The sequence below is a fragment of the Massilia antarctica genome (assembly GCF_015689335.1).
In the GTDB taxonomy this organism is placed as follows: Bacteria; Pseudomonadota; Gammaproteobacteria; order Burkholderiales; family Burkholderiaceae_D; genus Telluria_A; species Telluria_A antarctica.
On record NZ_CP065053.1, the window covers coordinates 4,909,905 to 4,929,684 of the forward strand.

Genomic DNA, 19,780 nt, shown 5'->3' on the forward strand with positions numbered 1-19,780 from the left:
AGCGCCCCTGCGCGCCCGCAAGCCAACGCCCAACCGGGGTCTGACCTCTGATTAGAAATTAATTGCTTAACCGGGGTCAGACCCCAATTAAGCGCGCCCGCGACGGCATTTTGTTTAACAAAATTTGGGCGAAGCCCGGGTTTTTCATTGACGTGCGCGAAATATTTCGAATCAGAGGTCAGACCCCGATTGGGGGATTTTGTCGACGTGCAAGTTGGCGTGATTTTTCCTCGCGATGTGCCTTGATCTTCAATGGATTCAGGAAAGTAATCGCATGCGTAAATTAAAGTTTCAAACATGTTTGCTGGCGACCTCGGTCGCGGCCGTTCGGCTGGCCTTTGCTGCCGAGGCGCCGGCCACGCCCGATGTGCCGGTGATGCAGGAGGTGCTGGTGTCGGGCAACCGCGCGGCATTGCCTGGCGTGGCCGATTCGGCCACCGAGGGCACCGTCAGCGCGCGTCAGCTGGCCGTGCGCCCCTTGCTGCGCACGGCGGAGCTGCTGGAAACCGTGCCCGGGGTGATCGTCACCCAGCATTCGGGCGACGGTAAGGCGAACCAGTATTTTTTGCGTGGCTATAACCTCGATCACGGCAGCGATTTCGCCACCAGCGTGCTGGGCATGCCGGTCAACGTGGCCAGCCACGCGCACGGCCAGGGCTATATGGATCTGAATTTCCTTATGCCGGAGCTGATTTCGCATATCCAGTACCGCAAAGGCGTCTACGCGGCCGACGATGGCGATTTTTCCAGCACCGGTTCGGCGCGCATCGAATACCAGCGCACGCTCAAGGCGCCGCTGGTCGATGTCAGCCTGGGCCAGCACCGCTACCGGCGCGTGCTGGCGGCGGGCAGCGGACAGCTGGGTGGGCTGGATGTGCTGGGCGCGTTCGAGTTCGCCGGTAACGACGGGCCGTGGGACCAGCCGGCCAATCTGCGCAAGCGCAACGCGGTGCTGCGCGCGTCGAACGGCAGCGCCGATAACGGCGTGGCTGTCACGCTGATGGCTTATCAGTCGGACTGGCGCGCCACCGAACATGTGCCGGAACGCGCCATCCTGAATGGCGAAATCGGCCGCTTCGGCGCGCTCTCGCCCAGCGATGGCGGCGTGACCCACCGTTACAGCCTGTCCGGCGAGTGGGCCGCCAGCGGCGCGGCCGGCGCCAGCAGGGTGCGCGCATATGTGCTCGACTATGGCCTGAACTACTTTGCCACGCCGTCCGGTTTTATCAGTGGCGCCAGCGCCGACCAGCACGAGCAGGCCGACAGCCGCGTGACCTGGGGCCTCGACGCGCGCCACAGCTGGCAGCTGCGCGACGTCGAACTGAGCGCCGGCGTGCAGCTGCGCCAGGACAGGGTCGACAACGTCGGCCTGTACGACACTGTCGACCGGGTGCGTACCAATACGGTGCGCCAGGACCGCCTGCGCGAAACCGCGGCGGGCCTGTTCGTCGAGGCGCGTCGCCAGTGGACGCCGTGGCTGCGCACTACCGTCGGCCTGCGCCGCGACCAGATCGCGGCCGACGCCAGCGCCACCGGCGGGCGCTTCAACCTTGGTAACGGTGGCACGGCCAGCGCCGGCCAGACCAGTCCCAAGGTCAGCGTGATTGTCGGGCCGTTCGGCGAGCACGCCGGCACCGAGCTGTATGCCAACTGGGGCCACGGCTTTCACAGTAACGACGTGCGCGGCGCGACCTCAGGCACCCACCCGTCCGACGGCAGCCCGGCCGACCGCCTGGCGCTGTTCGCCCGCTCGACCGGAGGCGAGCTGGGCGCGCGCACGCGGCCTTTGAAAGGCTGGACCAGCAGCGTGTCGCTGTGGCAGATCAGTTCCGCGTCGGAGCTGGTGTTTGTCGGCGACGCCGGGGTGACCGAAGCGCGTGGCGCGTCAAAACGCCATGGCCTGGAATGGTCCAATTCCTATACGCCGAATCACAGCCTGACAATCGATGGCGACGTGGCCTGGTCGCACGCGCGCTTCAAGGTGCCGGTGGAGGGAGGCGGCGCGCATGTGCCGAATGCGATTCCGCTCACTGCCTCGCTGGCCGTCAATTACGCGCCGGACGGCGCGTGGTTCGGCGGCCTGCGCCTGCGTTATCTGGGCGCCTACGCGCTCGAAGAGACCAATCAACAGCGCTCGACGCCATTCTGGATCGCCAACCTGAAGCTCGGTTACCGGCTCGGCGCGCGCTGGCAGGCCAGTGTGGATGTGCTCAACCTGGCCGACCGCAAGGCCAACGACATCGAATACTGGGGCGGCGCCTGCACCCGCGCCGAACAGCGCGATGGCAGTTGCGGCGGCGGCATTGATGGACGCCTGGTGCATCCGATCGAGCCGCGCAGCGTGCGCGTGAGCCTGCGCACCACGTTCTGAAGTCGTTCAGGTCGTGCGGAAGATGATCTCTTTCATTCGCTGCAGGCGCGGGTAGACCACCGGCACCGTCAGCATGGTGCTGGCGATGGCCATCAGGAGCAGGGCGGTGAAGGTTTCGCTGGTGATGATCTGTTTGTCGAGCAGGATGTTAACGAAGATGATCATGATCAGCGCCTTGGTCTGCAGCAGCCAGCCGATGATGCCCGCTTCGCCTTTTTTCCACTTGAGGATGCGCCCCGCGATGTGGGCGCCAATCAGCTTGCCGCCGATCGAGGCCACCAGCAGCACGCCGGCGGCGATGAAAACGGCGGCGCCGCCCATTTTCCAGTTGGTGCGCAGGCCTGTGCTGAGGAAGAACACGGGCATGATCGCCAGCAGGACGTGGTGGCGCATCAGGTCCATCTTTTCCTGGTCGAACCAGTGCGCGTCCATCACCGCGCCGGCCAGGAAGGCGCCGACCATGAAGTGCAGGCCGGCCCAGTCGGCGCCGAAGCCGCACAGGGCCAGCCAGATCAGGCCGACGTACCAGCGGTCGCGTTCCTGCAGCCACACCATGAGGCGGCGGTAGCCGACCGTGGCGATACCGAAGGCGAGCAGGAAGCCGAGCTGGCGACCGACCCGGTCCCAGTCCAGCATGATCAAGGCCAGCACGCCCCAGATGGCGATGTCGTCCAGGCTGGCGTAACGCAGGATGCGCTGGCCGATCGGCTGGCGCAGGATGTCGAGCTTCTCCATCAGCAGGATCAGGATCGGCAGCGCGGTGACCGCGCAGGCCATGCCGACGCCGACCACGAACTGCCAGGTCATCGCCTTCGGTCCGATCCAGCCGGCGTAGCCGAGCATGCCGGCGGCGGCCATCGCGCCGAAGACCAGCGGCACGCCCAGCGCCAGACCTGAGGTGATGGTGGTTTCGCGGCGATGCGCCCAGGCTTGCTTGAGGTCGAGCTCGATGCCGGCGATCATTACGAAGATCATGACTGCCCACCAGGCAATGCCGTTCATGGCCATGATGACGGCGGGGTTGAAGATGAATTTGTAGTAATCCGGATATATCGCCCCCATCACACCCGGCCCGAGCAGCACGCCGGTGATGATCTGCACCACCACCAGCGGCGCGTAGTAGTCGGTCTTGCAGACGCGCCAGACGAGATAGGGAATGGAGAAAATCAGGAGCATTGCGAGGAGGAAGATCTCCGTCGTGTTCATGGCTGTGTGCATGGGACTGTCTCGTTCTTGTTGTGGTGTGCGCGCGAGTGTGGTCCTCGTGCTGCTTGGGTGTCCCGAAGAAATCGCGTAGTAAAATTTCAGAAAAAGGCGAGCTCATGCTAGCTGAACAATTGAGTAAGTTCAACAATTATGTTGGGAAGACATTCGCTGCGGGCCTGTGCTCGTCGTGACTGAAGGCAACGAATATGATAAGGTCGTCATGCGCGCATGCGCCATCCCTGACCGAACGGTACCCATGTCCCACTTTTCCGAAACACAAACCTTTACCATGTCGCCGACCGCATTGCCGGCCGCGATCACTAGCCAGGCTGAGTACGACGCTTTCAACGACGGGGCAAGCACGCGGGCGTGGCGGCGCGACGACCGGCTGCACTATGTTTCCGGCAGCACGCGCAGCGGCTATGCCATTTACACGTTCGGGAATATTCTCGCTTCATTCGATCTGCCTGCGCTTGTTTTTCTCACCGACGGCGGCCAGCAGTACGCGTATGAAGGCGAGTATGGCGTTCATGGGGTCGAGGTGCTCGACGCCGCCAGGCAGCGCGCCGTGATCGCCCAGATGAATGAGCTGTTCGCGGCATTGAAGGCCGATCCCATGATCGTGTACAACGCCGAAGAATTCGGCCACCTCTCCGATAACGACGTGGAGGATGCGCTGGCGCGAGATTATGTCTGCGCCGCGCCGTATCCGAACGCTCAGGTGCGGGGCGACGATGGCGAGTCGGCCGACTATATGTTCGTCTTCTTGCGCAGCGTTCTGCGCGTGGTGGAAAACGCGCTGGACGAAGGCTTGCTGGTGGTTCATTCGGTAGAGATGTAAACGGGTTCGGCGCGGGTGCGCTCCCTGTGGCGCACCCGGTCGGCTCGCCGTCGCTGCAGTGTCCAGGGACACCCAGCGAGCACGCCGATATCACAGCGCATTTGCTTTGCCTGCTTCGGTCCCACCGCCGCGACGTGCGGCAATGGGACAGTGAAGCGATCGTCAATGCCGCAAGGCGACCATCGTGGCCGCCAAACCGGCCGCGCCTTGGTGTTGATGTCGGTAGCCGATCCCACGTCGGACGTGGCGTCGACGAAGCCTGAGCGGTTGCCGAGCCCAAACTGAGGCCCGCTCCGCGGTACTCCACATTCCCGTCCAAGTTCAAGCTGCCCGATGCGGCCTGGGCGCGCTCGAAGAACCCGAGCGGATTGAAGGTGATACGTGTCCGGGCCGAACCGCCGACGATGAATGCATTGTCGCCGTTGTTGTCGATCACGTATGGGTAGCGCCAGATGCTGCCGTATTCCTGTTCGGCGACGATGGTCTTGGACACGGCCGGCGTGGCCGTCACCACCAGGAACAGCGGTTCGCCCGGATTGACTTCGGATTAGTGAAAATGCAAAGAGCTGCGGGGCGTAGTTGTTGTTGATCGTTCGTCACTTCAAGGGTGACGCTTGCGGATGGTCGCGGAAGGGGGGGCGATGTCATGGCCGTGTACGGCGCAACCATACGGGCTACACCATCGTGCAACTGGAAAAAGATACCGAAATTTTCGGAATGGTTGATTTTGATCGCGTTGATCATTATCACAATGAAATTTATTTCAAATAGCTAAGTAGATTTTGCGTAGGTAATATCCATTCGTTGAGAAAAACATGTCGACGTTTATCGGTGGTGGATGAGGAACCAGGCCGGCATTGCTTTTCTCAATATGTAAATTTTCATATAAACCGTCGTTCTCACTTTACAGGATGCTATATGCAAGAATTATCTCTTAACGAAGTCGAGCTGGTTTCTGGTGGAGATGCGAAGGAGAGTGCGGCTGCATTTGGCCTCGGCGGCGTCATCGCAACCGCCGCGTTTACCTCAAGCTGGGGCACGATGGCGGTTGGCGCCGCGATTGCAATGAGTCCACTTAGTGTCGTAGCAATTGCCGCGTGCGCCGGCTACGCTGGCTGGCGCCTGCTCATGGCAAATTAAGCATCTCGTAGCGTAACTTATCGCGGGAAATCGGAATGTAACCATTTCCCGCAATTTTTTTGAGGAGGCGAACGATGTCTGCGACTGACTTAGATTACATGCTCAACATGGCGATGCTTATCGGAGTAATACTCCTGTTGTCGCGGGTTGGTGCGCTAACGGAGCGGCTGAAAAAAATCGAAACGCTTTTGTTGACGCTTCCGGTGGATAAAACAGCACTGGACTTGTCGCCGGAAGTAAAACAATTGATTGCGGAGGGCCACAAGAATAAGGCCATGGCTTTGCATCGGAAACAGACCGAGTCTTCTGGACGCAGTGCGCAAACGGCGGTCGAGGACTATATCGCCCGGGAAGCAATCTCCACGAGCAAAGTTTGACCGCCGCCGATGCCTGAGCTGTTTTGCACCGGTCTCACCGCCTATCATCGACGGTGAGACCGGGAACCCATCAGCGTTGCCGGACGCTGCCGATCATGGCCGCCAAACCGGCCGCGCCTTGGTGTTGATGTCGGTGGCCGATCCCACGTCGGAGGTGGCGTCGACGAAGCCTGAGCGGTTGCCCGAGCCCAGATTGAGGCCCGTTCCGCGGTACTCCACATCCCCGTACAAGTTCAAGCTGCCCGATGCGGCCTGGGCGCGTTCGAAGAACCCGAGCGGATAGAAGGTGGTGCGTACCTGGGCCGCACCGCCGACGATGAAGGCATTGTCGCCGTTGTTGCCCCGCTCCCCGATGATGCTCAAGCCGCCCACCGTGCCGCCCGATACCGTGCCGTTGGCGACGATGGCCTGGTCTTCGATCCGCGCATTGCCCGTCACCGAGTTACCGGCAAGGACCGTGGCATACGGACCGACGTAGACGCTCGCCGGGGTAGTGGACGGCGCGCAGCCGCCGCCGTTGGCGTGACGCGCGGTACCCGATGGGCAGGTGTCGCGCTGGCCGTTCTGGAAACCCTGCGGCCATGCGTTGGCCAGTTCAATCATATATGGGTAGCGCCAGATGCTGCCGTATTCCTGTTCCGCGACGATGGTCTTGAACACGGCCGGCGTCGCCGTCACCACCAGGAACAGCGGTTCGCCCGGATTGACTTTGTAAGTCAGGTTCGCGTTCAGGCCCTTTTGCAAGGCGCTGTAGCGCGGTGCGGTGAACTGCCCATTGGTGGCCACCAGACCCCAGCGGAAATCGGCGTCGGAGCCGGGCTGGTTCACGCCGCGGAACTTGACGCTGACGGTGGTGGCGCCGCTGGCCGGGTACAGGCGCACGACGTTGTAGCCGAAGCGCTGGGGTGCGCCATAGTTCGGCGAGACGAAGCGGCGGTTGCCGGCCCAGTCGGTGTCGAGCGCTTCGAGCGGCATCAGGCGGTGCATGCGCTCGGACTTGTCGGTCTGGGCGATATTGCCATAGGCGTTGCGGAAGGCATCGGGCGTGGACTTGTAGTCCCACGTCACATTGTGCATCGCCCAATCGCCGAAGAAGTCATTGAGCTGGGAGATGTTCCATCCGCGCGACTTCTGGATATTCGTGAACGGGTCAGGACCCGGCGTGGTGTAGATCTGGTTGGCCGCGGCCGGGCACTGCTTATCTTTCAGGAACTCCATGAACTGCCAGTTGCAGTAGCGGTCGCGGGTCGATCCGAGGTACAGGTGCGGCGCGTTCGACAGCATCTCGGAACAGTGGGCCTCGTTCTTGTATTCCGGGAGCTGGTGCGGCGTGTAGTTCGCGTGGCTCTCGGCGATCCAGCCGCAGGTATTCGAGTCGGGGCAACCAAGGCCGCCGTTGTAGGCCATCCAGAATTGCCAGGCGTGGGTGAATTCATGGGTCAGGCCCCAGTGATCCTTCAAGGCCCCAGGGCCGATCCACATGCCGACCCGGTCGCGCGCCCATCCGCCGGCGGTCAGGCCATCGGTCGAGTGGATGTGGATCGAGGGCTTGATCTTGTTGGCCGTGTTGTAGAACGGCTCGGGCATGAACAGATTGCTGTTGAAGAGGTTCTGCCACACGGTGTTTTCGAGCGTGCTCACCGCCAGATTGAGGTCGGCGTCGGAAACCGCTTCGTCGGAATAGAAAGCGAAGTGCGGCGATTCCTTGACCAGCCGGTAGTTGGGACGGTCAGGGGAAGGGCCGCCCGCCGACCAGTTGCCTAGCGTGGTGGGCGGCTTGGTGGTGTCGCAGCCCGTGGCCCACACGGTTGTGGTGGTGCCGGCATCGACCACCGGTGTTGGCGTGGGAGTGGGTGTCGGGGTTGGCGTCGGGGTTGGTGTTGGCGTCGGCGTCGGAGTCGGAGTCGGAGTCGGCGTCGGCGTCGGAGTCGGTGTTACCGGACCAATCGCGCAATACTTCTTCTTGCCAGGGACCGGATCGCCAAAGGTCGTGTTGTTGCACGCCACGTTGCCGGATAGACTCTTGGTAACCCACTTGTTGCTAACGCCGTAAGAAACGGAGCGCTTGCTGGTGCCGACCGCACAGGTTTCCCGTTCGGATGCGCATTTCGTATAGCCGCTGGGCCAGTCCGCGGCAAAAGCCGGCGCCGCGGCGCTGCAGGCGACCAGGGCGGTTGCGCTGGCGATCAAGGTCTTGCGAATGATATTTGTCATGTCTCCCTCTATAGTTGTTAAAATATAAATGGTATGTTATCAGATGACTTGCAATATGCGTAAGTTCATATCGATGCAGCGCGAAATTTTTTTGTCGAATGCACATTTATCGCGCGCGCAAGGGTGATCGGGTCGGCGGCATCGACGGGCGGAGTGCGCGACGTGCTAAAAGTGGCCGTATCGACCACATCCTGTGCTAGAATCTCGCCCGCTGCCCGGATGGTGAAACTGGTAGACACCCGAGACTTAAAATCTCGTGCTCGTAAGGGCGTGCCGGTTCGATTCCGGCTCCGGGCACCAGCAATGGCGGGGTTTTGGAGGTTTCAAAGCCCCGCCACCTTTTCCGCAAAAGCGTGCTTCTTCCGCAAAAATCCCTCTCTCTGGCGTGGCCGGTCTGCCGTTGCCGCGCAGCGCGCCATGTGCCGCGTTGCCTCGCGATGTAAGCGTCCGCCCAGCGCTTGGCGAAAAAACAACAATAAGCGTCGGCTGCCATGCCCACATGAGCGCGCCTCGACAAGCTGCGGCATATCACCAGCCCTATCCCGATGCGGGCGCCTGCTTTGTAAGGCCGTTGGTCTGTCACGACAGCACGATTCGAACGGAGGCCGTCCCCAGAAGACTGTCCAGTATATTCGGCGCTGGCTCACTCTGGATTGTTGGCAACAGGTATGACGTCTATTCACTAAATTGTCAGCGCTACGCCAGTTAGAGGCGCCTGACACGAGCCTCCCGAGTGGCCTGGACACGGGCAATCCGTAGCGATCCGCTCCGCATTCCCCTCGTCCACGGTATGGTGTAGCATTCGTGGCGGCGCGCCGCAGCCCGGCGCGCCGCAGCACTTACAAGGACACGAATTGAACATCACTATCAACGAGGAACTGCGTTCCTTCATCGACCCGCTCACCGCCAACGAATACGCCGCGCTCGAACGCAGCCTGCTGGCCGAGGGCTGCCGCGACGCCCTGGTGTTATGGAACGATGTGCTGATCGACGGCCACAATCGCTATGAAATCTGCCAGAAGCACAAAATCGAATTCAAGACGGTGCAGAACGCGACCTTCGCCGCGCTCGACGACGTGATGCTGTGGATGATCGATAACCACCTGGCGCGCCGCAGCGTGTCGGACTACCAGCGCGGCGTGCTTGCGCTGCGCAAGAAGGATATCGTCGCCGCCCGCGTGGCGCAGCGCGCCGCCGAACCGGAACCGAAAGCAGCCGCGCAGGACGCGCCGGATGCGCCCAAGGTACCCGAGTCGCCGCCGTGGAATACCCGCGAAGACGTGGCCAAGGCCGCGCGCGTGTCGAGCAATACCATCAGCCAGATCGAACGTATCCAGAAGGCGGCCACGCCGCAGCTGGTCGAAGCGGTGCGCTCGGGGACGATCTCGATCAACGCCGCCGCCAACGTGGCGTCGCTGCCCGAATCGGTGCAGATCGCGGCCGTCGCCGGCGGACGCAAGGAACTGCAGCAGGCCGCGCGCCAGGTGCGCGAGCAGAAGGCCTCCAACCGTCCGCCGAAAGAGGCGCCGGCCGACGCGGAAACCGAACTGCGCGCCCAGGTGGCCGCCCTGCGTGGCAAGGTCGACGCCCTGAGCGCCGAGAACCAGGTCCTCAGGAAGCGGCTCGCGGCGCTGGGCGACAGCGGCGCGTAGCAACGCCGGCGGCCACCCCGCATTACCCATATCGCCAGGAGATCCATCGATGTTTCGTCCCATTCTTGTTTCGACCTTGCTGGGCTGCGTCACCCTCGGCGCCACCTTGCCCGCCTGCGCCGCACCCGAGACCCGCCCTGGCGAATCCGCGCAACTGGCGCGCTGGAATAAGACCGCCCGGCGCGTGACCATCATGCGCGACAAGTGGGGGATTCCCCACGTCTTCGGCAAGACCGATGCCGATGCCGTTTTCGGCCTGTTGTACGCGCAGGCGGAGGACGATTTCAGCCGGGTCGAACTCAATTACATCAACGCGCTGGGGCGGCTGGCGGAAGTCGAAGGCGAGGCCGAAATCTGGCGCGACCTGCGCATGAAGATGTACATCACGCCGGAGGACATGAAGGCCAAATACGCGGCCAGCCCGGCGTGGCTCAGGAAACTGATGGTCGCCTTTGCCAATGGCCTGAATTTTTACCTGCACACCCATCCCGAGGTCAAGCCGCGCCTGATCACGCATTTCGAGCCGTGGATGGCGCTCGCGTTCAGCGAAGGCAGCATCGGCGGCGACATCGAATCGATCAACCTAAAGGACCTGGAACAGTTCTACGGCAAGAAGAGCGCGCTGGCGCTGGCCGATGAGTCCAATGCGGCCGACAAGGAGCCGCGCGGCTCGAACGGTTTTGCCATCGCGCCGAAACTGAGCGAATCCGGACACGCGCTCCTGCTGATCAACCCCCACACCTCGTTCTATTTCCGGCCCGAAGTGCATGTGGTCAGCGACGAGGGCCTGAACGCGTACGGCGCCGTGACCTGGGGCCAGTTCTTCGTCTACCAGGGCTTCAACGACAAGGCGGGCTGGATGCACACCTCGGGCGGCGGCGATGTGATCGACGAGTATCTCGAAACGGTGACCGAAAAAGACGGAAAGTACGTCTACCGATACGGCAGCGGCGAGCGCGCGCTGCGCGAAGTGAAGGTAACGCTACCTTACAAGACCGCCGGCGGCATGGCCAGCAAGACCGTGACCACCTATTTCAGCCACCATGGCCCCGTGGTGCGCGAGGAGGGCGGCAAATGGGTGTCGGTCAGGCTCATGGAGGAACCGCTCAAGGCCTTGACGCAGTCGTACACGCGCACCAAGGCCCGCAATTACAAGCAGTTCCGCGCGTCGATGGAACTGCGCACCAACTCGTCGAACAATACCGTGTACGCGGACGGCGACGGCAACATCGCCTACTTCCACGGGAATTTCGTGCCCCGGCGCGACACCGCCTTCGACTGGAACAAGCCGGTCGACGGCAGCAACCCGGCCACCGAATGGCAAGGTTTGCACGCCATCGACGACACCATCACGCTGTTCAATCCCTCTGGCGGCTGGATCCAGAACACCAACAACTGGCCCTTCGCCGCCTCGGGCGCGAGCAGCCCGCGCCAGCAGGACTATCCCCGGTATATGTGGTCGCTGCCGGAAAATGCGCGCGGCCTGCATGCCGTGGCCGTGCTGGAGAACCGCAAGGATTTCACCCTCGACAGCCTGATCGCTGCCGCCTACGACAGCCACCTGACCGCTTTCGATCCGCTGATCGCCTCACTGTCGGCGGCGTATGACCAACTGGGGGAAGGGGACGCCCTCAAGGCGCAGCTGGCGCCACAGATGGCGGCCCTGCGCGGGTGGGACCGGCGCTACGGCGTGGCGTCGGTGCCAACCTCGCTGGCGATTTACTGGGGTCAGGACATGCTCGAGAAGGCGTCGGGCGCTGCCAAGGCCAAGGGCGTGCCGACGCCCGACTATATCCGCGACAGCCTCGCGCCGGCGGAGCGCCTGCAGGCGCTGGCGCGCGCCACGGCGAAGCTGGAAGCCGATTTCGGCACTTGGCAAATGCCCTGGGGCGAGATCAACCGCTTCCAGCGCATCAGCGGCGACGTCAGGCAGCAATACGACGACGCCAAACCGAGTTATCCGGTGGCGTTCGCGTCCGCCACGTGGGGCTCGCTGGCCGCCTTCGGCATGGTGGCGCCGCAAAAGACCAAACGCATTTACGGCGACCGTGGCAACAGCTTCGTGGCGGCCGTGGAGTTCGGGCCACGCGTGCGCGCCAGGAGCATTCTGGCGGGCGGCAACAGCAGCAATCCGGCCTCGCCGCATTTCAGCGACCAGGCCGAGATGTACAGCAAGGGACAGTTCAAGGATGTGCTGTTCTACAAGGCGGATATCGAGAAGCAGCTCGAACGCAAATACCATCCCGGCCAGTAGGGGCACCGGTGCTAGCGCCGCGCGACTGAGTCGTGCCCGGGCAGGCGCGCCTTCAAAAAATCCACGAACAGCCGGGTGCGCGCCGACAGCAGGCGAGTATCGGTAATCGCATGCACCGGGATCGGCGCCAGGCTCCATTGCGGCAGCACCCGGCGCAACTGCCCTGACGCCAGTTCGTCGCGCGCGATCACGCTGTCGAGGATGGCGATGCCGGCTCCCTGGGCCGCCAGCGCGCGGCTCAACCCCATGCTGTTCAAGCTGAAGCGCGCTGCGACGGGCACGGTCGTGCTGTCCGCGCCGTTGAAAAGGACCCATCCTTCCTGCTTGATCCCGCCGGCGACGCACAATGTGTGATGCGCCAGATCCTCGGGATGGGACAGCGGCGGCGCCTGATCGAGGTAAGCGGGCGACGCGTACAAATGCCGCTCCAGCAGCGCGATCTGGCGCGCGACCAGGGTCGATGGCGCGGCCGGCGCAGGCCCCATGCGGATCGCCAGGTCGAACGGTTCGGCCAGCAGGTCGACCCGGCGCGCGCCGGCATCGAGTTCGAAGTCGATCAGCGGGTAGGCCGCGGCAAATTCGGCCAGCACCGGCGCCAGATAGTCGATGGCAAAGTCCACCGGCATCGAGATGCGCAAGGTGCCGCTCGGGTGGGCCGCTTCGCCGCGCAGCGCTTCGTGCGCCACGTTGGCTTCTTCCACGATGCCCTGGCAGCGGTTGAAGTAAGCCTCGCCGGCCTCGGTCAGCTCGACCCGGCGCGTGGAGCGGTGCAGCAGGCGCACGCCGATTTCCTTTTCCAGCGCGGCGATATTGCGCGAGAGCGTGGAACTCGACATGCCCAGGGTGTCGGCCGCTTTGCGGAAATTTTTGGTCCGCGCGACTTCCACGTAGAGATGCATGTAATTAAGTAGTTGCACGTCGATTGCTCCATTTATGCATCAGTGAATTCCATTCTTGACTATTTCTCGTATTGTCGCAGCAATGTACCATGGCTTTTCACTCAGTCAGAAGGGAATCAGATGAATACCTTATTCACCCCGCTCGATCTCGGAAGTCTCACCTTGCCTAACCGCGTCGTCATGGCGCCCATGACCCGTTCGCGCGCCGACGGCGACAGTGGCGTGCCGTCCGCGGCAACCATCACCTATTACGAACAGCGCGCCGGTGCTGGCCTGTTGATCACCGAAGGTACCTGGCCCGCCCCGATGGGCAAGGGCTACGTGCGCACGCCAGGCATCCATACCGAAGAACAGATCGCCGCGTGGAAGAAGGTCACCGATGCAGTGCACCGCAAGGGTGGGCGGATCTTCATGCAGCTGATGCATTGTGGGCGCATCTCGCATCCGACCCTGCTGCCTGACGGCGCCGCGCCCGTTGCGCCATCGGCGATCAAGGCGGCCGGCACGGTCTATACCGATGCCGGACCGCTGGAACTGGCGCAGCCGCGCGCACTGACAACCAGCGAGGTGGGGCAGGTGGTCGACGAGTACCGCGCCGCGACCCGCAACGCGCTTGCCGCCGGCTTCGACGGGGTCGAGCTGCATGCGGCATCGGGCTATTTGCCGGAGCAGTTCCTGTCTTCCTCGACCAACGAGCGCACCGACCAATATGGCGGTTCGATTGAAAACCGGGCGCGCTTCATTCTCGAGGTGTTGGCTGCGATGGTTGGTGAAGCCGGCGGTGAGCGGGTCGGCATCAAGATATCGCCGGAGATGGGCTTTAACGACATCAGCGACGCCACGCCGCAGCAGACCTACCGTTATCTGGTGCAGCAACTGGCCCCGTTGAACCTGGCCTACCTGCACGTGGCGCTGTTCAAGACGTCGTTCGACTACCACGCGGCGCTGCGGCCCCTGTTCGCCGGCGCGTATCTGCAGGGTGGCGGATTGACGAAACCGGCCGCGCAAGCCGTCATCGGCGGGCAAGGTGCCGACGCCGCGGTGTTCGGCGGCCTGTATCTGGCCAATCCCGATCTGGTGCAGCGCTTCCGCGTCGATGCGCCGCTCAACACCCCGGACCAGTCGACCTTTTATTCGCCCGGCCCGGCCGGCTACACCGATTACCCGACCTTGGGAGAAGCAGCATGAATCGCGCCGTTCGCATTCACGGTTATGGCGCCGCCGGCGTGGTCCAGGTCGACCAGGTCGACGTCCCGGCGCCCGGCGCCGATGACGTGCTGGTGAAGGTGCACGCGGCCGGCGTCAATGCGCTGGACTGGAAGATCCGCCAGGGCTACCTGCAGGCCGCGTTCCCGCTGGCGTTGCCCGCAACCCTCGGCATCGAACTGGCCGGCGAGGTGATGGCGGTCGGCGCCAGTGTGACGGGGTTTGCGGTGGGCGACCGTGTCATGGGTCCGTTGGGCAGGCTTGGCGCCTATGCCGACATGGTCGCGATCGCGGCGGACAGGCTGGCGCGCGTGCCGCAGGAGATGGATTACACGCAGGCGGCGGCGCTGCCGGTGGCCAGCCTGACCGCGTGGCAGGCGCTGCGCGCCGCCGGCCCGCTGCGGCCGGGCCAGCAGGTGCTGATTCACGGCGCCGCTGGCGGAGTAGGGGGCTTTGCGGTGCAGTTTGCAAAGGCGGCGGGCGCGGTGGTGGTGGCGACAGCATCGGCATCGAGCCGCGAGCATGTGCTTGCGCTGGGCGCGGACAAAGTCATCGACCGCCACGCCGAGCACTTCGAGGAGCAGGTGCGCGATGTCGATCTGGTGCTCGACCTGGTCGGCGGCGACACCCTGGACCGCTCCTGGCAGGTTCTCGCCGACGGGGGCGCCGTCGTCAGCACGGCCGCGCCGGACATCGTGGCGCGCGCGCCTGCCGGGCGGCGTGGCCTGTGGTTCATGATGGTGCCGGACCAGCAGCAGCTGACCGAGATTGCCTCGCTGGTGGCCGCCGGCACCGTGCGCTCGACAATCGCCCGGGTGGTCGCCTTCGATGGACTGGCGCAGGCGATCGAGCAATCCCACAGCGGACATGCGCCTGGCAAGGTGGTCGTCGATTTCACTCGCTGATGCTAAGGTGCAACAAGCTGGCCCGCCGCGCTTGCTATAATGACGCGCTTCAATCGGTGGGAACACGCAGTGGCAAAACTTTATTTCAGGTATTCGGCGATGAACGCCGGCAAGTCGACAGCACTGCTGCAGGTCGCGCATAACTATGAAGAGCAGGGGCAGCAGGTCAAGCTGTACACGGCCGCGATCGACAGCCGCTATGGCGTCGGGCAGGTCACATCGCGCCTCGGGCCGCAGCGTGAAGTGGATATTTTCGATGGCGCGACCGATTTCCTGAACGATGCGCCGCGCGTGGCTTGCGTGCTGGTCGACGAAGCGCAGTTTTTATCGACCGCCCAGGTGCAGCAATTGCACCAGCTGGCGCAAGTCAGGGGCGTGCCGGTGATTTGCTACGGCTTGCGCAGCGATTTTCGCGGCGAGCCGTTTCCGGGGTCGGCGTATTTGCTGGCGCTGGCCGACGATATCGAAGAGTTGAAGAATATCTGCACCTGCGGGAAGAAAGCCACGATGAATATCCGCGTGGACGGGCAGGGCAAGCGGATCAGGGAAGGCGAGCAGGTCAGCATCGGCGGAAACGAGCAGTATCGCCAGGCTTGCGGCCGGTGTTTTTATACATAGGCTTGATTCCCGGACGATGACTCGTCCAGTGAGCGACAAATCGACATGAAACCAATCTGTCTTCCTTCCATTCCCGAACTTCGTGCAGTCGCGCAGTCACTGGCCATGTTGGATGCCATTCTTTGCCCGGAATGGCAGTATCGCTATTTCAGCTTCAATTGCGCGTGGGCGCCGGGAATGGAGATGGCGTCCATGCGCAACGGGTCCGGGGACGCGTGGTTCTTGCTGTTCGACTCAGTTGGCGCCGCTCTGAAAGGGTTCGCCCATGAACTGGCCGGTGACAACACGTTTAGTGCAAGGTTGCAGGTACAGGTGCCGTGCGGATTTTCGGCATTCTTGAACGAGCCAGCATTCTCCATGCAAGACGCCACGTTTTGCTATTGGCGGAAAACTGATGATGCGACTTGGAACAAGGTTCAAGGCTCGCTTCAAGACGATGGTTCGGACGACATGCTTTCCCTGCTTGGCTCCGGGCCATCTGGCTATCAAGCGTGGGCTGAGAGTTACTTCGAAGTTCCGGTAGACCATCAAGCAGTTTGTGCCGTGTTTGGCCATGTTCCCATGAGTGAAACGATGATCCTGGCGCTCAATCCGGACGCAGAGGTGGATGTCGCGCGTCGCGAAGCTGCTGAAATCGGCTATCCACTCTTACCGTAAATCGACAGTGGTGCCGTGATAGAAAACTCACTCAATCGATCTCAGGTCAGGTCCACGGCGATGCGAAGCTTACTGCTTGTACTGGCAACCATCATTCCTCTCGCAGCATTCGCTCAGGAGGGGCGTGGAGTTGGATACCCGACTGTCGCCGCAGCGTTGAAGGCTTTGAAAGCCAGAAGCGACGTTAATGTCTCCGTCGAGGAGGGCTGGACAATTCTCAATGAGAAGCCTGCAAACACAATCTGGTCGTTCACACCTTCAAATCATCCTGCGCACCCTGCGGTTGTGAAGCGGGCCATCGTTTTGCGCGACGGCGCAGTTGGCATGGATATGACCGCACTGTGCCAGGCTAGTAAAACGGCGTGCGAGCAACTCATGGTGGAGTTTGAGCAGTTGAACGAAAGGATGAAACAATCCATGGAGGGGAAGGTGGCGAGTCCGCAACCCATCCAGCCGCCACAGATTGATATCCAGCGCCTTGGCAACGACTCGTTTCATTTCGTGCTGAAGAGCTACCGCAGCAAGACTGTCGAGGCAGGGCGACTGGAGCTGCTGCCGAAGGCAAAGGAGGTTTGTGGAGCGAAGGACGTCGGATATGGGGAATTTCAATTTGAAACTTCGGAACCTCTGAATCCAACAGTTACTCATGCACCCCTCCTGGTGCTAAAGCAAAGTATTGTTTGCGGCCCCACGGCTGGCGTTCAGCCACCGGCATATTCGAAGGATTGCAAGACAGCCGCACCTGCGGGACGAAAGCCAGGACGAATTTTCGTGTGGACGGGCAGGGCAGGCGGATCAGGGAAGGCGAGCAGGTCAGTATCGGCGGAAACGAGTAGGTGCGCCAGGCCTGCGGCCGGTGTTGTTATGCGGGCTGAAAAGCCCCTTGGGCAAGGAGGTGTTTGCATGTCTTATCCCGTCATTTATATTCATCTTGCGCCGGGCGATACGCCCACTGGGCGCGTACGGCCGGCGCCGTACAAGATGGTCGTCATCGCCGACGCCGCTGTCTCGCCGGGATGGCAATCGCAGGTCAGCGACTGGATTGTCGAATCGGGTTGCCGCTGCATGGTCGCCTGGGGTGTCGATTGCAGTACCTGGGACGACGCTGTTGACACGGCCAATATCGAAGCGTTCGAGTTCGGCGATATACCGGCCGACCATTTCGTTTACACTTTTTGGCATGCGCACGATCCGATCGAGAAAGCTCTCGGCTTTTGCAAATACGCCGCGTCCCATCCGGCGGTTGAACTCAGGCAGACCGTCCTGCTGCATATTTCCGACACGGCAAACGAGGACGCGCTGCTGCAAGCCTACGCGGCAGCGTGAATCGCGCGTGTCGTGATTAATGCTGTCAGGAGCGCCGCGCCCTCGCACCTTTGCGCAATCCGGCCGCGACTTCCCTGCGCACGGACGGGCTTTTGATCAGGCTTACTGCAAGGGCTTTGATGCGGGCCGCTTCGTGAGGATCGCCATTTCCGGCCAGGACGGTGAGTACCCGCTGCACTTCGCTGACGTACGTGGTGATTTCTGCCCAGCGCTCGGGCGTGCGCGACAAGGGACGGTGCTTGATCGCCGCAATCTCCTGTTCCAGTACGACGGCCATTTCGCGCACAAACGGTTCCGCTGCCGGCATCAGGCTCGCTGCCAGCGCATAATCCTGCGCCTCTACAATGGCGGGCATGGCAATCAGCGCGCACTCGGACGCAAACGCCGGCCACGCCTCGGCCAGCGCGATATAGAACTGATACGTGGCCGCCGTATTGCCGAGCTCCGCATCGATGATCACGATATCCCAAAACACTTCCCGGTCGTTTTCGCCACCTAGCAGTGCATCGGTTTTTTCGCTGCGGATCGTGCGCAGCGCGTCGAGCGCCTTGGGATAGGCCTTGCCCAGTTCGACCCACATGCCGATCAGGTAGTAGCGCATTTCTTCCAGCGACGGATCTTCATCCAGGGCGTGTTGATAGAACCAGATAAAGGCTTCCAATGCCTCCTCGTGGCGGCCTTCGCGCATGGCGTCTTCCGCATCCCTGAGTCGTGTCACTGCTGTCATGATTTCCTTTGAAGTGGGGCATGCTGCCCGAAAGGCGCATGATGCCATACTTGCCATTGACGCAAAAGGCGGCACCGAAGCCCGTTGTACTGCGCGCCGATCTGGTGGATAATTCGTCCATGAACGATACCACTACACTCCCCCCATTGCCCGACCGCCTGTCGATCGATCCGCGCAGCCCTTTTCACAATGAAGCGGCGTTCGAGCGCGACGTCGCCATCATGCTCAACGACAAGGAATACCTCAATGTCGAGGAATACTGCATCAGCGAAGGCTGGATCAAGATTCCATCCCTGAAAGCCCTGGACCGCAAGGGCCATCCGATGCTCATCAAACTCAAAGGCAAAGTCGAAGCGTTCTATAAATAGAGCGGTTTGACCCTGTCCGGCGGATTGAACGCCGGCTGCGGCACCTGTTATTGCCTTGTCATCCCCGCTGCGATGCCGCGCTCTTTTCAGTCGGTATGGCCAGCGGGGATATTATTTTGTACAACCGGTCTTGCAATATCCCCGCCGGCTGCCACACTGCCGTCAGCAAGCGCCGTACAGAATGCACGGGATACCGTAATCCTTCTGCCAGTCATGCTACCAGCCTCGCGCCCCACATCCTGATCCAGCTATCCCGACCGGTGGCCATCCATGCCGAAAACCGTTTGCGCTGGCGTCAGCGGCTGCGGCAGCGCCGGTACCCGTGCCATGTCGCCAGTACTGCGATCCGCTCATTTCGGCGCACGATAGCATGCTGGCGTCCCGCCGGGCTGGTCTATGATATAAGTGCGACGATGAACGCCGGACAATTCCCCGCCGCATTGCCGATAGCGGGCCCATGAAAGAGATTCTCCTCTACCTCGCGCCCTCGGCCGCGCTGGCGCTGGTGATCCGGGTGCTGGCCGGTGCCCATCCGTTCTTTTTTCTGTTCACCGTTGCCGGCACCATCTGCCATGAACTGGCGCACTTCGTGGCCGGCTTGCTGACCGGCGCCCGGCCCGCCTCGTTCACCGTGATTCCGCGCAGGGTAGGGCGGCACTGGGAGCTGGGCTCGGTCACCCTGACCCGGGTGCGCTGGTACAACGCTGCCCCGGCCGCACTGGCACCGCTGGTGATCGTGCTGCTGCCGTTCTGCGTGGCTTGGTGGCGCACCCGTCAACCCTGGCAGTTCGACATGCGCGACCTGTTCGTCGCGCTGGCGCTGGCCCCCCAGTTTTTGTCGTTCTGGCCATCGATGGTCGATTGGCGTATCGCAGTACGCTCCTGGCCCTATCTGTTTATCATCGTTGGCGCGGCCTGGCTGGCGTTTCACTTCCGGCCGCACCTGTTTCAATTTGTAAATCCATGAACCCGCACCGCCCCCAGCCCGTAAGCTCGGATTCGCGGCAACGTGCCGGATG

General features: G+C 62.3%; 17 protein-coding genes and 1 tRNA gene. 14 read left to right on the plus strand and 4 right to left on the minus strand.

What is annotated here, in order from left to right:
• Positions 1-274: 274 nt before the first annotated feature.
• Positions 275-2,371, plus strand: coding sequence for a TonB-dependent receptor (locus IV454_RS21835; protein ID WP_206087805.1), 2,097 nt, complete (start codon positions 275-277; stop codon positions 2,369-2,371).
• A gap of 6 nt (positions 2,372-2,377) precedes the next feature.
• Here the strand turns inward: IV454_RS21835 and IV454_RS21840 are convergent, their stop codons facing one another.
• Entirely contained in the window at positions 2,378-3,589 is a 1,212-nt protein-coding gene (locus IV454_RS21840; protein ID WP_206087806.1) for a cation:proton antiporter, read from the minus strand.
• 175 nt (positions 3,590-3,764) lie between these two features.
• Between IV454_RS21840 and IV454_RS21845 the strand changes: the two genes are divergently transcribed.
• From IV454_RS21845 to IV454_RS21855, 3 genes are all read left to right on the plus strand, one after another.
• On the plus strand, positions 3,765-4,418 hold the full coding sequence (locus tag IV454_RS21845; RefSeq protein ID WP_206087807.1) for a hypothetical protein: 654 nt from the start codon (positions 3,765-3,767) through the stop codon (positions 4,416-4,418).
• A 918-nt stretch (positions 4,419-5,336) separates the two neighbouring features.
• Positions 5,337-5,558, plus strand: a complete 222-nt coding sequence (locus tag IV454_RS21850) for a hypothetical protein (RefSeq protein WP_206087808.1) — start codon at positions 5,337-5,339, stop codon at positions 5,556-5,558.
• Between the two features lie 74 nt (positions 5,559-5,632).
• Positions 5,633-5,935 carry a hypothetical protein gene (locus tag IV454_RS21855; RefSeq protein ID WP_206087809.1) on the plus strand — a complete coding sequence of 101 codons (303 nt, stop codon included), beginning with the start codon at positions 5,633-5,635 and terminating at the stop codon, positions 5,933-5,935.
• Between the two features lie 93 nt (positions 5,936-6,028).
• Here the strand turns inward: IV454_RS21855 and IV454_RS21860 are convergent, their stop codons facing one another.
• Positions 6,029-8,149, minus strand: coding sequence for a DUF6055 domain-containing protein (locus IV454_RS21860; protein ID WP_206087810.1), 2,121 nt, complete (start codon positions 8,147-8,149; stop codon positions 6,029-6,031).
• Between the two features lie 213 nt (positions 8,150-8,362).
• Here IV454_RS21860 and IV454_RS21865 point away from each other — a divergent pair.
• From IV454_RS21865 to IV454_RS21875, 3 genes are all read left to right on the plus strand, one after another.
• Positions 8,363-8,449, plus strand: a tRNA-Leu gene (locus IV454_RS21865).
• A gap of 554 nt (positions 8,450-9,003) precedes the next feature.
• Positions 9,004-9,801 (plus strand): hypothetical protein, encoded by a 798-nt coding sequence (locus IV454_RS21870; protein WP_206087811.1) that lies wholly within the window; start codon positions 9,004-9,006, stop codon positions 9,799-9,801.
• 49 nt (positions 9,802-9,850) lie between these two features.
• Positions 9,851-12,055 carry a penicillin acylase family protein gene (locus IV454_RS21875; RefSeq protein WP_206087812.1) on the plus strand — a complete coding sequence of 735 codons (2,205 nt, stop codon included), beginning with the start codon at positions 9,851-9,853 and terminating at the stop codon, positions 12,053-12,055.
• Positions 12,056-12,066: 11 nt separating this feature from the next.
• Here the strand turns inward: IV454_RS21875 and IV454_RS21880 are convergent, their stop codons facing one another.
• Entirely contained in the window at positions 12,067-12,972 is a 906-nt protein-coding gene (locus IV454_RS21880; protein ID WP_206087813.1) for a LysR family transcriptional regulator, read from the minus strand.
• A 102-nt stretch (positions 12,973-13,074) separates the two neighbouring features.
• Here IV454_RS21880 and IV454_RS21885 point away from each other — a divergent pair, with 102 nt between their 5' ends.
• The 5 genes from IV454_RS21885 to IV454_RS21905 all read left to right on the plus strand — a co-directional run bounded on the left by IV454_RS21885 (position 13,075) and on the right by IV454_RS21905 (position 17,666).
• Positions 13,075-14,142, plus strand: coding sequence for an alkene reductase (locus IV454_RS21885; RefSeq protein WP_206087814.1), 1,068 nt, complete (start codon positions 13,075-13,077; stop codon positions 14,140-14,142).
• Positions 14,139-15,065 carry an NADP-dependent oxidoreductase gene (locus IV454_RS21890; protein WP_206087815.1) on the plus strand — a complete coding sequence of 309 codons (927 nt, stop codon included), beginning with the start codon at positions 14,139-14,141 and terminating at the stop codon, positions 15,063-15,065. The genes IV454_RS21885 and IV454_RS21890 overlap by 4 nt, the downstream gene beginning before the upstream one ends.
• 69 nt (positions 15,066-15,134) lie before the next feature.
• The gene (locus IV454_RS21895; protein ID WP_206087816.1) at positions 15,135-15,683 is read left to right on the plus strand and encodes a thymidine kinase; all 549 of its coding nucleotides are present in this window, start codon (positions 15,135-15,137) and stop codon (positions 15,681-15,683) included.
• Positions 15,684-15,728: 45 nt separating this feature from the next.
• The gene (locus tag IV454_RS21900) at positions 15,729-16,340 is read left to right on the plus strand and encodes a hypothetical protein (protein ID WP_206087817.1); all 612 of its coding nucleotides are present in this window, start codon (positions 15,729-15,731) and stop codon (positions 16,338-16,340) included.
• Between the two features lie 60 nt (positions 16,341-16,400).
• Positions 16,401-17,666, plus strand: coding sequence for a DUF7684 family protein (locus IV454_RS21905; RefSeq protein ID WP_206087818.1), 1,266 nt, complete (start codon positions 16,401-16,403; stop codon positions 17,664-17,666).
• A 25-nt stretch (positions 17,667-17,691) separates the two neighbouring features.
• Here the strand turns inward: IV454_RS21905 and IV454_RS21910 are convergent, their stop codons facing one another.
• On the minus strand, positions 17,692-18,354 hold the full coding sequence (locus IV454_RS21910) for a hypothetical protein (protein ID WP_206087819.1): 663 nt from the start codon (positions 18,352-18,354) through the stop codon (positions 17,692-17,694).
• A gap of 158 nt (positions 18,355-18,512) precedes the next feature.
• Here IV454_RS21910 and IV454_RS21915 point away from each other — a divergent pair, with 158 nt between their 5' ends.
• Both IV454_RS21915 and IV454_RS21920 read left to right on the plus strand, forming a co-directional pair.
• The gene (locus IV454_RS21915; protein WP_206087820.1) at positions 18,513-18,761 is read left to right on the plus strand and encodes a DUF3297 family protein; all 249 of its coding nucleotides are present in this window, start codon (positions 18,513-18,515) and stop codon (positions 18,759-18,761) included.
• 457 nt (positions 18,762-19,218) lie between these two features.
• Entirely contained in the window at positions 19,219-19,728 is a 510-nt protein-coding gene (locus IV454_RS21920; protein ID WP_206087821.1) for a hypothetical protein, read from the plus strand.
• Positions 19,729-19,780: the final 52 nt, after the last annotated feature.

Excerpts from the sequence above, each read along its gene's own strand:
- IV454_RS21875 (WP_206087812.1), top strand. The coding sequence starts at position 9,851 with ATGTTTCGTCCCATTCTTGTTTCGACCTTGCTGGGCTGCGTCACCCTC.
- IV454_RS21915 (WP_206087820.1), top strand. The coding sequence starts at position 18,513 with ATGAACGATACCACTACACTCCCCCCATTGCCCGACCGCCTGTCGATC.
- IV454_RS21840 (WP_206087806.1), bottom strand. The coding sequence starts at position 3,589 with ATGCACACAGCCATGAACACGACGGAGATCTTCCTCCTCGCAATGCTC.
- IV454_RS21900 (WP_206087817.1), top strand. The coding sequence starts at position 15,729 with ATGAAACCAATCTGTCTTCCTTCCATTCCCGAACTTCGTGCAGTCGCG.
- IV454_RS21905 (WP_206087818.1), top strand. The coding sequence starts at position 16,401 with ATGCGAAGCTTACTGCTTGTACTGGCAACCATCATTCCTCTCGCAGCA.
- IV454_RS21920 (WP_206087821.1), top strand. The coding sequence starts at position 19,219 with ATGAAAGAGATTCTCCTCTACCTCGCGCCCTCGGCCGCGCTGGCGCTG.
- IV454_RS21850 (WP_206087808.1), top strand. The coding sequence starts at position 5,337 with ATGCAAGAATTATCTCTTAACGAAGTCGAGCTGGTTTCTGGTGGAGAT.
- IV454_RS21885 (WP_206087814.1), top strand. The coding sequence starts at position 13,075 with ATGAATACCTTATTCACCCCGCTCGATCTCGGAAGTCTCACCTTGCCT.
- IV454_RS21890 (WP_206087815.1), top strand. The coding sequence starts at position 14,139 with ATGAATCGCGCCGTTCGCATTCACGGTTATGGCGCCGCCGGCGTGGTC.
- IV454_RS21835 (WP_206087805.1), top strand. The coding sequence starts at position 275 with ATGCGTAAATTAAAGTTTCAAACATGTTTGCTGGCGACCTCGGTCGCG.
- IV454_RS21910 (WP_206087819.1), bottom strand. The coding sequence starts at position 18,354 with ATGCGCGAAGGCCGCCACGAGGAGGCATTGGAAGCCTTTATCTGGTTC.
- IV454_RS21860 (WP_206087810.1), bottom strand. The coding sequence starts at position 8,149 with ATGACAAATATCATTCGCAAGACCTTGATCGCCAGCGCAACCGCCCTG.
- IV454_RS21855 (WP_206087809.1), top strand. The coding sequence starts at position 5,633 with ATGTCTGCGACTGACTTAGATTACATGCTCAACATGGCGATGCTTATC.